General features: G+C 58.4%; 8 protein-coding genes. All 8 read left to right on the forward strand.

Annotation, left to right across the window (positions count from 1 at the left end; all coding sequences use genetic code 11):
- Positions 1 to 5: 5 nt before the first annotated feature.
- The 8 genes from CFT68_RS02025 to xylA all read left to right on the forward strand — a co-directional run bounded on the left by CFT68_RS02025 (position 6) and on the right by xylA (position 14,690).
- A complete protein-coding gene (locus tag CFT68_RS02025) occupies positions 6 to 1,934 on the forward strand; it encodes an alpha/beta hydrolase-fold protein (protein ID WP_088841756.1) in 1,929 nt (642 codons plus the stop codon).
- Between the two features lie 233 nt (positions 1,935 to 2,167).
- Entirely contained in the window at positions 2,168 to 4,657 is a 2,490-nt protein-coding gene (locus CFT68_RS02030) for a glycoside hydrolase family 95 protein (protein ID WP_088841757.1), read from the forward strand.
- Between the two features lie 51 nt (positions 4,658 to 4,708).
- Positions 4,709 to 5,665 (forward strand): glycoside hydrolase family 43 protein, encoded by a 957-nt coding sequence (locus CFT68_RS02035; protein ID WP_088841758.1) that lies wholly within the window; start codon positions 4,709 to 4,711, stop codon positions 5,663 to 5,665.
- Positions 5,666 to 5,803: 138 nt separating this feature from the next.
- Positions 5,804 to 7,870: an alpha-glucuronidase gene (locus CFT68_RS02040; protein WP_088841759.1), complete on the forward strand. Its 2,067-nt coding sequence runs from the start codon at positions 5,804 to 5,806 to the stop codon at positions 7,868 to 7,870.
- Positions 7,871 to 8,141: 271 nt separating this feature from the next.
- Complete coding sequence (locus CFT68_RS02045) at positions 8,142 to 10,130, forward strand: sialate O-acetylesterase (protein WP_088841760.1); 1,989 nt, start codon at positions 8,142 to 8,144, stop codon at positions 10,128 to 10,130.
- Between the two features lie 81 nt (positions 10,131 to 10,211).
- Entirely contained in the window at positions 10,212 to 11,351 is a 1,140-nt protein-coding gene (locus CFT68_RS02050) for an endo-1,4-beta-xylanase (protein WP_088841761.1), read from the forward strand.
- Between the two features lie 506 nt (positions 11,352 to 11,857).
- Positions 11,858 to 13,381: a xylulokinase gene (locus CFT68_RS02055; protein WP_088841762.1), complete on the forward strand. Its 1,524-nt coding sequence runs from the start codon at positions 11,858 to 11,860 to the stop codon at positions 13,379 to 13,381.
- Entirely contained in the window at positions 13,359 to 14,690 is a 1,332-nt protein-coding gene (gene xylA / locus CFT68_RS02060; protein ID WP_088841763.1) for a xylose isomerase, read from the forward strand. Before CFT68_RS02055 ends, xylA begins: the two co-directional genes overlap by 23 nt.
- Positions 14,691 to 14,892: the final 202 nt, after the last annotated feature.

Raw genomic sequence — 14,892 nt, forward strand, 5'->3', positions numbered from 1 at the left:
GAACTATGAGAAATCTATTCCCTATCGTGTTGAGTATTGCGCTGCTGAGCGTAAACAGTGCTGGTGCCCAAAAAATGCTGATGGAAGCGCCCAAGGGCTTCGACCAGCCTACCGCTGGTATTGCCACGGGCCGAATCGACAGCATCAGCTACGCTTCCAAAACCGTGGGTACGGTGCGCAAGGCGCTGGTGTACACGCCGCCGGGCTATTCCAAACAGAAAAAGTACCCGGTTCTCTACCTGCTGCACGGCATCGGGGGCGACGAAAAGGAGTGGCTCAAGGGCGGGCGTCCGCAGGTGATTCTGGACAATCTCTACGCGGCGGGCAAGCTTAAGCCCATGCTAGTGGTGATGCCCAACGGCCGCGCCATGCCCGACGACCGGCCCATCGGCAATATCTACGGTCCCGACAAGGTGGCTGCTTTCGCCAACTTCGAAAAAGACCTGCTCACCGACCTCATCCCGTTCATTGAAAAGAAATACCGGGTGCTCACCAACCGCGAGAACCGGGCCATTGCCGGCCTCTCGATGGGTGGGGGGCAGTCGTTGAACTTTGGCCTGGGCAACCTAGATAAATTTGCCTGGGTCGGCGGCTTTTCCTCGGCCCCCAATACCAAGCAGCCCGAGCAGCTGGTGCCTGACCCAGCCAAAGCCACAAAGCAGCTGAAGCTCCTCTGGATTTCGTGCGGCGACCAGGACGGTTTGCTTTCCATCAGCCAGCGCACCCACGACTACCTCTACGAGCACCGCGTGCCGCACGTGTACTATCTGGAAGCGGGCGGGCACGATTTCAAGGTCTGGAAAAACGGGCTGTACATGTTCTCACAGCAGTTGTTCAAGCCCGTGGATGTGGCGGCACTGCCTACCTACACCGTGCTGGGCGCGCCGGCGGCCACCAACGTGCGCAACGCCAAATACCCCCAGATTCTGCCCGATAACCGCGCCGTATTTCGCCTGAAAGCTCCCGGCGTGCAGCAGGCGCAACTAGACCTGGGCCGCAAATACGACATGGTGAAAGACAGCAGCGGCACCTGGACCGTAACCACCGACACCTTGAGCCAGGGCCTGCACTACTACTCCCTAGTACTCGATGGCCTGCCCATTGCCGACCCCGCCAGCGACACCTTCTACGGTATGGGGCGCATGGCCAGTGGCATTGAAATGCCCGGCCGGGGTACCAGCTTCTACGCCCTGCGCGACGTGCCCCACGGCGAGGTGCGAGAGCGGCGTTTCTTCTCCAAAGTCACCAATTCTTGGAGGCGGTTTTTCGTGTACACACCGGCCGGCTACGACGCCAACACCGCGGCTAAGTACCCGGTTCTGTACCTTCTACACGGCGGCGGCGAGGACGAAACTGGCTGGGCCAAGCAAGGCAAAACCAACGTAATCTTGGATAACCTGATTGCCGACAAAAAAGCCAAACCCATGCTCGTGGTGATGCTGGATGGCAATATGGGTGGCCCCGGTGGCCTAGCGGGTTTCGGTGAGCAAACGCTGAAGCGGTTTGAAGATGAGCTAAAGCAAACTGTGCTGCCAGTGGTGGAAAGCAACTACCGCGTTGCGCCAGGAGCGCAGAATCGGGCGCTGGCGGGCCTATCAATGGGTGGCCTACAGACGCTCTACGCCGGCATGAAGAACACCGATATGTTCTCTTATCTGGGCGTGTTTAGCTCGGGCTTCTTTGCGAACAACGCCACGTTATCGGATCCGCAATATGCCTTCATGAAGGCCAATGCCGGCACCATCAATACCAACCTGAAACAGCTGTGGCTCTCCATGGGCGGCCCCGAAGATATTGCCCACGCCAACAACAAAGTGATGCGCGCTAAGATGGACGAGCTAGGCATCAAGTACGTGTACAGCGAGTACCCCGGCGGCCACACCTGGCCCGTCTGGCGCCATGATTTGTACCTGTTTGCCCAGAAGCTGTTCTAGGCCACTGTTGATTAATGATGAATAAAAGGCCGTCCTGTTTGAACGGTCATGCTGAGCATGTGGCGCATCAAGCCAGGGTGCGCAGCCTCAGTCGAAGCATCTCTACCTCTGACTAATTACTGGCCTAGGTCTCTAGCAACGAAGCAGTAGAGATGTTTCGACTGCGCGGACGCCAGATCAAGCATGACGTTCCTATAAATCCCTGAATATCTAAACGCCCATTTCTCCCACCGATGAGGAACCTTCACTGGCCAGTCCAGGCCTGTTTGCTGCTGCTTTGCTGGGTAACTGGCCTAGGGGGTGTGGCGGCTAAGCCGAAGCCTACCCCCCTGCGGCTGTGGTATGATAAGCCGGCCGCTAATTGGAATGAGGCCTTGCCGCTCGGCAATGGTCGCCTGGGGGCTATGGTGTTTGGTGCGCCGCAGCGCGAACGGCTCCAGCTGAATGAGGAAACCATCTGGGCCGGCGGCCCCAACAACAACGTGAAGGCCGATGCGCTGCCCGTGGTGCGGCAGCTCCGGGAGCAGCTCCTGGCAGGGCAGCTAGTAGAAGCGCAGGCCCTGGCGCAAGCCAAAATGCAGCCCGCCGGCAACAGCGGCATGCCCTACCAGATGGCCTCAAACGTGTACCTCGACTTTCCGGGCCACGACAACGCCACCCACTACCAGCGCGACCTGGACATCAGTCGGGCCGTGGCCTCGGTGAGCTACGAGGTGGGCGGCGTGATGTACCGCCGCGACATGTTCAGCTCCCTGCCCGACCAGGTAGTGGTGGTGCAGCTCACGGCCAGCAAGCCGGGCCAGATCAGCTGCCAGCTGAGCGAGGAAAGCCTGATGCAGTACACCTGCCACGTCGAAAAAGACCAGCTGGTGCTGGATGGGCGCGGCAGTGAGCACGAAGGCCAGGAAGGCAAAATTCGCTTTCAGACGCGCATACAGACAGTGGCCGATGGCGGCACCGTGCAAACCACCGACGCGGGCATCAGAATTGAGCGCGCCAACAGCGCCACGCTGTATATTTCCATCGGCACCAATTTCAACAACTACCACGACGTAAGCGGCGACCCAAACGCGCGGGCCACGGCCTACCTCGCCGCTGCTGTGCGTAAGCCCTACAAGCAGGCCCTGGCCGACCACGTAGTGGCCTATCAGCGCTACTTCAACCGCGTGACGCTGAACCTAGGCGTGACGCCCGCCGCGCAGCTGCCTACCCCCGAACGAATTGCTGGCTTTGCGCAGGGCCACGACCCGGCGCTTGCGGCCTTGTATTTTCAGTACGGCCGTTACCTGCTTATCAGCTCGTCGCAGCCGGGTGGGCAGCCGGCCAACCTGCAAGGAATCTGGAACGACCAGCTCAGGGGCCCCTGGGACAGCAAGTACACGGTGAACATCAACACCGAAATGAACTACTGGCCGGCTGAGGTCACCAACCTGACGGAGCTGCACGAGCCCCTGTTCAGCATGATAAAGGACCTGAGTGTGACCGGGCAGCAAAGTGCCCGACAGATGTACGGCGCCCGCGGCTGGGCCCTGCACCACAACACCGATATCTGGCGCATCACGGGGCAAGTCGACCCGCCGCAGTACGGCCTCTGGCCCATGGGCGGCGTCTGGCTCTCGCAGCACCTCTGGGACCATTACCAGTTCACTGGCGACCTGGCTTTTCTGCGCGAATATTACCCCGTGCTTAAGGGCGCGGCAACTTACTTAGTCGATGCTTTGCAGGAAGAGCCCACCCGCCACTGGCTGGTAGTAGCGCCCTCGGTATCGCCTGAAAACAACTACCAACTTCAGGGCAAGCAGATTGCGTTGGTGGCCGGCACTACCATGGACAACCAGCTGGTGTTCGACCTGTTCTCCAAAACTATCCGGGCCGCCGAGCTGCTCCAGCTTGATCAACCCTTTGCTGATAGCCTGCGCCGACTGCGTGAGCGGCTGCCCCCCATGCAAATTGGCCAGTATGGGCAGGTGCAGGAGTGGCTGCAGGACGTAGACAACCCCCAGGATCAGCACCGCCACATTTCCCACCTCTATGGGCTATATCCCAGCGGGCAGATTTCGCCCTACCGCACGCCCGCGCTGTTCGAGGCCGCCCGCACCACCCTCACCCAGCGCGGCGACGCATCTACGGGCTGGTCGATGGGGTGGAAGGTAAACTTCTGGGCGCGCATGCAAGATGGCAACCATGCCTACAAATTACTTACGGAGCAGTTGCGGCTGCGCTCCGGCGCGGGCGGCAACTCGGGCGAGGGGGGAGGTACCTACCCCAACCTGCTCGATGCGCACCCTCCGTTCCAAATTGACGGCAACTTCGGCTGCACCGCCGGTCTGGCCGAGCTGTTCGTGCAGAGCCACGACGGCACGCTCGACCTGCTGCCCGCCCTGCCCGACGCCTGGCCCAGGGGCGAAGTAACTGGCCTAGTGGCTCGCGGCGGCTACGTGGTAGACCTGGCCTGGGACAAGGGCCAGATTACCCGCGTGCGCATCACCTCGAAGCTAGGGGGCAACTGCCGCGTGCGGGTGCATAGCCCCGTAGCCACTTCGGGCGGGCTAAAACTGCGGGAAGCGCAGGGCGAAAACCCCAACCCATTCTACCAGACGCTGCCGGTTAAGCCTCCGCTGATTTCTAGTAAAGCCACGCCTGGGCAGCCCACGCTGGTGCCGTCTTTCGTGTATGATTTTCCCACCGAAGCAGGCAAGTCCTATTCCCTAAAAGCCCGCTAACCCTCAGAGTCTTATCGGCTCGTCTCTCCCTGGTCCTTCCATCCCAGTCCTATGAAAAAATCCTTGCTCGCCGCTCTGCTGACTATCGGTGTTTACCTGCCTTCGCAGGCGCAGAATCCGATTATCAAAGACGTATTTACGGCCGATCCGGCGCCGCTGGTGTACCGCGACACGCTGTTTTTGTATACCAGCCACGACACGGCCTCGGTGCAGGAAACTAACTACAAAATGCCCGACTGGCGCATCTACTCCACCACCGACATGGTGCACTGGAAGGACTACGGTAAGCGTCTCTCGCCCCGGACCTTTGCTTGGGCCACCGGCGACGCCTACGCGGCGCAGTGCGTGTACCACAACGGCAAGTTCTACTGGTTTGTATCCACGTTCCATAAGAAGGACGACAACAGCCAAGGCGGTGCGGCCATTGGTGTGGCCGTATCGGATAGGCCTACGGGGCCGTTTAAGGATGCTATTGGCAAGGCGCTCATCGTAAATGAGATGACCAAAGACAAGCCCCACGCCTGGGACGACATCGACCCTACGGTTTTCGTCGACGACGACAAGCAGGTGTACATGTACTGGGGCAACTTAAGCTGCCGGTGGGTGAAGCTCAAGGATAACATGACCGAGCTGGCTGGCCCCATCAACGTGATTACGCCCAAAAACTACATCGAAGGCCCCTGGGTGTACAAACGCAAAAAGCTGTATTACCTCGTGTACGCCAGTGCCGGCACCAAGCCCGAAATGATTGAGTACTGCACGGCTCCCAGCGCCACCGGCCCCTGGACCTACCGCGGCATCATCCAGGAAAATGTGCCCAACAGCTTTACCACCCACCCCGGCATCATCGACTACAAGGGTAAGAGCTACTTCCTCTACCACAATGGTTCCTTGCCGACCGGTGGCAGCTACCGCCGCTCCATTTGCGTGGATGAGCTGCACTATAACAAGGATGGCTCCATCCAGAAAATAGTGCAGACAACTGCGGGAGTTGCGTCGGTGAAGTAACGCGTGGAGCGTACGTGCTAGGCCAGTTCCGTGGCTAACGGCCGTGAGAGCAGCCAGTGGCCTAGACCCGCCGGATTCAGCTGCGGAGGTAAAATCGGCCTGCAGAGCTGGTAGAAATTAAACGACGAAAGCATCCAGATGAAACGAATTATTTTCAGTGTTCTACTACTGAGCGCGAGCCTTTTGGCCAAGGCCGAGGATGGCCACCAGCTATGGTTACGCTCACATCAGGCTGCGCCGGTTAAGGTGGTGACGACTGCCAAAAACTCGGCAGTTTTGGCAACGGCCCGGCAGGAATTGCAGCAAGGCTGGCAAGGCAATCCAGGCGCTACCGTAACGCTGACGCTTAGAAAGGATAAAGCCATTAAATACGACGGTTACCGCATCAGTCCCACTGGCGTGCAGGCCAGTACGGAGGCAGGGCTGCTATACGGTGTGTTTGAGCTGTTGCGGCGCCAGCAAACGGGCCAAACTGCGCAAGCTGACCTTTCCAACCCGTCGTACGAGTACCGCCTGCTCAACCACTGGGATAACCCCGATGGCTCCGTGGAGCGCGGCTACGCGGGGCAGTCCATCTTCTGGCGCAAAGACAGCTCGTTCGTAACCACCAACCGCGACAAAGTCCGGTGGCGGGAGTACGCCCGCGCCAACGCTTCGGTGGGTATCAACGGCGCTGTTATCAATAATGTGAATGCCTCGCCGAAAATCTTGTCGGCGGAGTATCTGGCCCGCGTGAAAGCCGTGGCTGATGAGCTGCGGCCGTATGGTGTGAAAACCTACTTGGCAGTGAAGTTTTCGTCGCCAGCCTTGTTGGGTGGCCTAAAGACCTCCGACCCGCTGGACCCCGCCGTGGTGAAATGGTGGCAAAGCAAGGCCAAGGAGATTTACCGGCAGATTCCGGATTTCGGCGGCTTCTTGGTGAAAGCCAGCAGTGAAGGGCAGCCCGGCCCGCAGGACTACGGCCGCACCCACGCCGATGGCGCCAACATGCTAGCCGATGCCCTCAAGCCCTACCACGGCCTGGTGATGTGGCGGGCCTTCGTGTACAGCCCCACGGATAAGGACCGCGCCAAACAGGCCTACAATGAGTTTGTGCCGCTCGATGGCAAATTTCGCGACAACGTGATTGTGCAGGTGAAAAATGGGCCCGTCGATTTTCAGCCCCGTGAGCCATTCAGCCCGCTGTTCGGGGCCATGAAAAAGACCTCCGTGATGCCGGAGTTTCAGATAACGCAGGAGTACCTGGGCCACTCCACCGACCTCGCTTTCCTCTCGACCATGTGGGAAGAGTGCCTGCAAAGCGACACCTACCAGGCCGGCCCTGGCAGCACGGTGGCCCGCTGCACCGATGGCAGCGTGTACCCGCAAAAGCACACGGCCATGGCCGGCGTTGCCAACACTGGCCTAGACCGGAACTGGACGGGCCATGATTTCGCCCAGGCCAACTGGTACGCCTTTGGTCGGCTGGCCTGGAATAACCAGATGAAAAGCGCCCAGATTGCCGATGAGTGGCTGAAACTGACGTTTGCCGGAGCTACTGGCTCAGCGGCCAGCGCCACCACAGACTCTAACTGGAATACCAACTTTCTAGCGCCGGTAAAGCAGATGATGCTGGATAGCCGGGAGGCCGTCTTGAACTATTCCATGCCCCTAGGCCTGCACCACATTATGTCGGCTACGCGCGGGCATTATGGCCCCGGCCCGTGGTGGGCGCCACCCAAAATGCGCGCCGACTGGACACCCGGCTACTACCACCAGGCCAGTGAGAACGGGGTGGGCTTCGACCGCACTAAAGCGGGGAGTGATGCGGTGAGCCAGTACCACGAGCCGCTGGCCTCGCAGCTAAATAACCCCAATACCTGCCCCGATGAGTACCTGCTATGGTTCAATCACTTGCCTTGGGATTTCAAAATGAAATCGGGCAATACGTTGTGGAATGAGCTGTGCGCGCACTACGATAAAGGGGTGCAGCAGGCGCGGCAGTTTCAGCGTATCTGGGACCAGACCCAGCCCTACGTAGACGCCGAGCGGTTTGCAGCGGTACAGAACAAGCTCCGGAGCCAGAGTGGCAACGCCGTGCAGTGGAAAGATGCCTGTTTGCTGTATTTCCAACAGTTCAGCCATATGCCCATTCCTGCCACCGTCGAGCCCCCCATGCACACGCTTGAGGCAGTTATTGCCGATGATATGCGGCCCCAACGGTAACCTGGCGTCCTTGGGCCGGCAAGCAGGGTAGGAGCAGACTCACACGTCTCAGGTTAGCTGCAATACAAAAGCGACCCATACTCGAGCACATCCTGGCCTAGTAGTACCACCTTGAAGCGTACTCCGTCCCGCGACCCAGCACAACGCTAGTAGCCCGATAGCAGATTGTAGGGCATGATGCTTGAAAGAAGCACTGCTAGGCCAGTTGCATCTCCTTCCTAAACGAGTCCCACTCACAACATCAAACTTTAGTAGTACAACCTGTAGTCATATGACTCATTCTCCTCTCACTGGCTCTATCTCATCTTGGTCCTCAGCCTTGGGCCGCCGCAGCCTAGTGCTGGCTGCACTCAGCAGCTTTCTACTCACTCCCGCCCACACTCACGCACAAGTACGCCTGCCGAAGCTGGTGAGCGACGGCATGGTGTTGCAGCGCGACACGAAAGTGAACATCTGGGGCTGGGCCAAGCCCGGCGAGAAAATCGCCCTGAAGTTCAACGGCAAAAGCTACCAGACGGCCGCCGGTACCGACGGCAAATGGCAAATCGGCTTGCCTTCCCTGAAAGCCGGCGGTCCGTACCAGTTGGATATTACGGCCAGCAACCACATCACCCTGAAGGATGTGTATGTGGGCGACGTGTGGCTCTGCTCGGGGCAGTCGAACATGGAGACGCCCATGAGCCGGGTGCGCGACAAGTACCCGCAGGAAGTAGCCCAGGCCAACAACCCCCGCATCCGGCAGTTCACGGTGCCCCTGACCTACGCCTTCACGGGGCCCAAGGCCGATCTGACGGGCGGCAACTGGGTACCTGCCGATGCACAGAATATCCTGCAGTTTTCGGCCGTAGCCTACTTCTTCGCCAAGGAAATCAGCGCCAAGTACCAGGTGCCGGTAGGCATTATCAAGGATGCCGTGGGTGGCTCGCCCGCGGAGGCCTGGCTGAGCGCCGATGCCCTGAAGAAGTTTCCTGCCTACGAGGAGCAAGGCGCCAAATACCGCGACAGTGCCCTGGTGGCCGGAATCAGGCAGCGCGAAGGTGCTGCCGTGGCCGGTTGGTATAAGCGCCTGCACCAAACCGACCAGGGCGAACAGCCGGGCCAACCGAAGTGGTCGGCCGCTACATACGATGCCACCGGCTGGGCCAGCATGAACGTGCCGGGCTACTGGGCTAACCAAACCCCGCTAGGCCAGGTGAATGGCGTTGTATGGTTTCGGAAGGAGATAGACGTGCCCACCAACATGGTAGGCCAGTCGGGCCGCCTGGAGCTGGGCACCTTGATTGACGCTGACTCTACCTACATCAACGGCCAACTGGTGGGCACTACCGGCTACCAGTATCCGCCCCGCAAGTACGATTTCAAGCCCGGCGTGCTGAAGGCCGGCAAAAACGTGATAGTGGTGCGTCTCATCAGCAACGGGGGCCGCGGGGGCTTTACTATGGATAAAACCTACCAGCTTAAGGCAGGCGGGCAAACCATTGACTTGCGCGGCCCTTGGCAGTATAAGCTGGGCGCTACTATGTCGCCTACACCGGGTACCACCACCTTCCAGTACCAGCCCGGCGGACTGTATAATGGCATGATTGCGCCCGTGCTGCCCTACGCCGTAAAAGGCGTGCTCTGGTACCAGGGCGAGTCGAACGCCGGCCACCCGGAGGATTACCAGGCCCTGCTTTCCTCCCTGATTACCGACTGGCGGCAGCAGCTGCAGCGCCCCAATCTGCCATTCGTATACGCGCAGTTGCCCAACTTTATGGCCGTAAGGAAGGAGCCCAGCGAGAGTGGATGGGCCGCCCTGCGTGATGCGCAGCGCCGCACGCTGACTGTCCCCAATACGGGTATGGCAGTGCTCCTCGATGTGGGCGAGTGGAACGATATTCATCCCTTGGATAAGCAGACGGTAGGCCACCGCCTCGCGCTGGCAGCACAATCAGTGGCCTACGGAGAGAAAAAGATCGTGGCGATGGGGCCCCTGTACCAGTCGATGCAGGTGAATGGTAACAAAGTCACCCTTTCTTTTACCAACACCGGTAGCGGGCTGGTAGCGAAGGGCGGCGACAAGTTGCAGTACTTCGCCATTGCTGGCGCCGACAAGAAGTACGTGTGGGCCAACGCCAAAATTGAAGGCAACAAGGTGGTCGTCTGGAGCGACCAGGTGCCGCAGCCCGTATCCGTGCGCTACGCCTGGGCCGACAACCCAGAGGGCACTAAGCTCTACAACAAGGAAGGATTACCAGCCTCCACCTTCCAAACCAACTAAGCTAGGCCAGTCTCATCTCCTTCATGCGTCCTTTTAGGGTGAAGAAGGAAAGAACCCACGCCCTTTGTAATCCCTAGATCTATGAAAACAAGAAACATTCTGCTTACTAGTGCCTTGGCTGGGGTTGCTCTGGGGTTTGTGCAAAAGGCGCAGCCCACGTTGAAAGACACGTTTAAGAAGGATTTCTACGTGGGCGCGGCACTTAACTACCGCCAAACCAACGGCCAAGATGCCAAAGCCACGGCCCTCATTAAGCAGCAATTCAACACGATAAGTCCCGAGAACCTACTCAAGTGGGGGCCGGTGCACCCACAACCCACTACCTATAACTTCAAGCCCGCCGATGAGTACGTAGCCTTCGGGCAGCAGAACAAGATGTTCATCATTGGGCATACGCTCATGTGGCACCAACAAACGCCGAAGTGGGTGTTTGAGGATGAAGCCGGCAAACCGGTAAGCCGGGAGGTGCTGCTGAAGCGTCTGGAAGAACACATCAATACTGTAGTAGGGCGCTACAAAGGAAAGATTGGCGGTTGGGATGTGCTAAACGAAGCCATTGATGACCAGCAAGGGGACCTACGCAAAACCAAGTGGCTGGAAATTCTCGGCGAAGACTTTGCTGCCCAAGCCTTCGAGTATGCCCACAAAGCCGACCCCAAAGCCGAACTCTACTACAACGACTACAGCCTATACCGCCCGGAAAAGCGGGAGGGGGTGATTAAGCTGGTGAAAGGCATACAGGCAAAAGGCATCAAGGTAACGGCTATCGGGATGCAGGGACATTATGGGCTGAGACGGCCCAGTATTGAGCAGATTGAAGCAAGCATTGTGGCCTTTTCAAAACTGGGGGTGCATGTAAACTTTACCGAGTTGGATATTGATGTGCTGCCCAACCCCAGCCGCCGGCAGGGTGCTGATATCTCCGAAAACTACGCCGCCGCCACACAATACAACCCGTACCAAGCAGGCCTGCCCGACTCGGTGCAGCTGCAACTATCCAAACGGTATGCTGACCTGTTCGCCCTGTTTCATAAACACCGCGACGTCATTGACCGCATCACGCTATGGGGCGTTACAGATGCAGATTCCTGGCTGAATGACTGGCCTATTAGAGGGCGCACCAGCTACCCACTGCTGTTCGACCGTAACTATGCGTCTAAGCCGGCCTTCCGGACGGTGGTGCAAGTAGCCCAGAAGAACAAGTGGTTGCGTCTGAAATAAGGCCGAACACGACTTCATGGGTCAGTTCTAACGTAAGCCTTTGGGTATTCTCGCTTCAGCTCGCTAGGCCAGTAAGGCTTTGTGTACGCAGTGTCAGAGCACCCAATCAGCTGCAGACGGGAGAAATACACTGGCCTAGAGGAACAAGTTGGGTTAAATAAATAGTATTATTAGATATGAAACGCGAGTCGCCATGAAGGAGGTTCGCGTTTTATGCGTTTGACTATTTGAAGATATTCTACGAAAATAAAATTGAGCTATGCTACCTATCGAAACCGTTTCCGATAACGGTTTCGATAGTTTTATTTAGATTTTAGCGTTTTAAAGCCTTTTTTATCCGGCGTTCCGTAAAGTTTGTTGCTGTATATTCGGTTATCAAATGAGGCGCAAGCAGGGGGTGAGTGGTTACACACCACATGCATGGTTTGCTTATGCTTTGTATGGTAAATATGAATTTACCATTAATTCGGCTTGCAGGCCACTTCTTCTGCTTCTCAGCTCCACCCATGAAATACCTACTCGGGTTTGATATCGGCAGTTCCTCCGTTAAGGTGGCGTTGCTCAACGCAGAAACCGGCAAATGCTTGGCCAGCGTGACGTCGCCCAAAAAGGAGATGGAAATTACCGTGGCGGCTCCCGATTGGGCAGAACAGCGCCCCGAGCGGTGGTGGCAAGAAGCCATCAATGCTACCCAGGAGCTCAAGCATAACTACGGCTTTGATGCTTCTCAGGTAGCCGGCATCGGTATCACCTATCAAATGCACGGCCTCGTGCTGCTCGATAAGCAAGGCAAAGTGCTGCGTCCCGCCATTATCTGGTGCGACAGTCGCGCCGTGGAGCTGGGCAACCAGGCCTTTGCCGAGCTAGGAGAGGAGCACTGCCTCAGCAATTACCTGAACTCGCCCGGCAACTTTACTGCTTCCAAGCTGAAGTGGGTGAAGGAAAACGAGCCGTCTATCTACGCCCAAATCCACAAGATTCAGCTGCCCGGCGACTTCATCGCCTACCAGATGACGGGCCAGATGCAAACCACGGTCTCGGGCCTGTCGGAAGGCGTGTTCTGGAACTTCCGGGAGCAAGCCGTTGCGCAGGATCTTCTGGACTATTATGGCATCGGCCACGACCTGCTGCCCGAAATAGTAGAAACCTTCTCGGAGCAGGGCCGCCTGACGCCAGAAGCGGCCCAGGAGCTAGGCCTGCATGCCGGTACACCCATCAGCTACCGCGCCGGCGACCAGCCCAATAATGCCTTCTCGCTGAACGTACTGCATGCCGGCGAAATAGCCGCCACGGCCGGGACCAGCGGCGTGGTGTACGGCATCAGCGAAACGCCCACGGCCGACCCACGCTCCCGCGTGAATGCCTTTGTGCACGTAAACAGCACACCAGAGCAGCCTAAGAACGGCGTACTGATGTGCATGAATGGCACTGGCATTCTGAATAGCTGGCTGCGCAAAGTAGTAGGCGAAATCCCCTACGACGAAATGAACGAGCTGGCCGCCCAGGCGCCAGTAGGAGCGGAGGGCCTCGTGTTCCTGCCCTTCGGCAACGGGGCTGAGCGTATTCTGGAAAACCGGCCTACCAACGCCGAATTGCGCGGACTGAACTTCAACGTGCACAGCCGCAGCCACGTGTTGCGCGCCGCGCAGGAAGGTATCGTCTTCGCCCTCAATTACGGCATCGACATTATGCGCCAAGCAGGTGTGCAGGTGCGCAAGGTGCGGGCCGGCAACGCCAACATGTTCCTGAGCCCCGTGTTCCGAGAGGCGTTTGTGAACTGCGCTGGGGTAGAGCTGGAGCTCTATAACACCGATGCGGCCCAGGGCGCGGCCCGTGGGGCTGGCGTAGGAGCCGGTGTGTATGCCAGCACCGACGACGCCTTCATAGGCCTAGAGCGCATCCTGACCCAGATGCCTACGCCCGAGCTGCAGGAGCAGTACCAGGTGGCCTACGCCCGCTGGCAAGAAAATTTGAATTCGATTCTACCACAACAAATCACCCAACAGCATGTCCACCAACACGCTTTCTAAAACGGAGTTCTTCACCGGCATCGATACCATTAAGTTTGAGGGCCGCGAGTCGGATAACCCGCTGGCCTTTAAGTGGTACGACGAGAATCGCATGGTAGCGGGCAAAACCATGAAGGAGCACCTGCGCTTTGCGGTGTCCTACTGGCATACCTTCACCGGCACCGGCGGCGACCCGTTCGGGCCCGGCACCAAGCAGTTTGCCTGGGATGCCCACCACGAAATTGTGGGCCGCGCCAAGGATAAGATGGACGCTGCCTTCGAGTTCTTCACCAAGCTCGGTACACCCTATTATTGCTTTCATGATATTGATCTGGTAGACGAAGGCTCCTCTTTGCAGGAGTATGAGCGCAACCTCCAGACGATAGTGGCCTACGCCAAGGAGCACCAGCTGGCCAGCGGCGTGAAGCTGCTGTGGGGCACGGCCAACGTATTCTCGAACCCGCGCTACATGAACGGCGCCAGCACCAACCCCGATTTTCAGGTAGTAGCGCACGCCGGCACGCAGGTCCTGAACGCCATTGACGCGACTATTGCGCTCGGCGGCGAGAACTACGTGTTCTGGGGTGGTCGCGAGGGCTACATGACTCTGCTCAATACCGACATGAAGCGTGAGCAGGCGCATATGGGTCGTTTCCTAACCATGGCCCGCGACTACGCTCGCAAGCAGGGCTTCACCGGCAAGTTCTTCATTGAGCCCAAGCCCGCTGAGCCCACCAAGCACCAGTACGACTTCGATGCTGCCACGGTAATCGGTTTCCTGAAGGAGCACGGCCTGGAGAACGACTTCATGCTGAACCTAGAGGTAAACCACGCCACGCTGGCCGGCCACACCTTCCAGCACGAGCTGCAGGTAGCTGCCGATGCTGGCATGCTGGGCTCGATGGACGCCAACCGCGGCGACTACCAGAACGGCTGGGATACCGACCAGTTCCCCAACAACCTGAACGAGCTGACCGAGTCAATGCTCATCATTCTGGAGCACGGCGGCTTCAAGCACGGCGGCATCAACTTCGACGCCAAAACCCGCCGCAATTCGACGGATCTGGAGGACATCTTCATCGCCCACATCAGCGGCATGGACACCTTCGCTCGCGCCCTGGTAGTAGCCAACGACATCCTGGAGAAGTCGCCCTACCGCAAGTTCCGCACGGAGCGCTACGCCTCGTTCGATTCGGGGGAGGGACAGGCCTACGAGAAGGGCCAGCTGACGCTGGAAGACCTGCGCACCATTGCCCATAAATCGGGTGAGCCAACGCCCCGCAGCGGCAAGCAGGAGTGGCTGGAAAGCATCATCAATCAGTACATCTAAGCAATAAAAAACGAAACCGGCCGGCTACTCAGGGGAAAGGGAATTGGGGGGCTGGCCGGGGCCGTTTTATGCGTCTGTAATCGAGTCGGGTAAGAACGTCATGCTGAGCGCAGTCGAAGCATCTCGCGTGCTGAGGTTGGGTTAGTAACTCAATGATGCGAGCGAGATGCTTCGACTGCGCTCAGCATGACGTTCTTTTTAC

Origin of the sequence: Hymenobacter gelipurpurascens (genome assembly GCF_900187375.1) — a bacterium.
GTDB lineage: Bacteria > Bacteroidota > Bacteroidia > Cytophagales > Hymenobacteraceae > Hymenobacter > Hymenobacter gelipurpurascens.

Bases quoted from the DNA above. Each gene is read 5' to 3' on its own strand.
- CFT68_RS02025 (WP_088841756.1), top strand. From the start codon at position 6: ATGAGAAATCTATTCCCTATCGTGTTGAGTATTGCGCTGCTGAGCGTA.
- CFT68_RS02030 (WP_088841757.1), top strand. From the start codon at position 2,168: ATGAGGAACCTTCACTGGCCAGTCCAGGCCTGTTTGCTGCTGCTTTGC.
- CFT68_RS02035 (WP_088841758.1), top strand. From the start codon at position 4,709: ATGAAAAAATCCTTGCTCGCCGCTCTGCTGACTATCGGTGTTTACCTG.
- CFT68_RS02040 (WP_088841759.1), top strand. From the start codon at position 5,804: ATGAAACGAATTATTTTCAGTGTTCTACTACTGAGCGCGAGCCTTTTG.
- CFT68_RS02045 (WP_088841760.1), top strand. From the start codon at position 8,142: ATGACTCATTCTCCTCTCACTGGCTCTATCTCATCTTGGTCCTCAGCC.
- CFT68_RS02050 (WP_088841761.1), top strand. From the start codon at position 10,212: ATGAAAACAAGAAACATTCTGCTTACTAGTGCCTTGGCTGGGGTTGCT.
- CFT68_RS02055 (WP_088841762.1), top strand. From the start codon at position 11,858: ATGAAATACCTACTCGGGTTTGATATCGGCAGTTCCTCCGTTAAGGTG.
- xylA (WP_088841763.1), top strand. From the start codon at position 13,359: ATGTCCACCAACACGCTTTCTAAAACGGAGTTCTTCACCGGCATCGAT.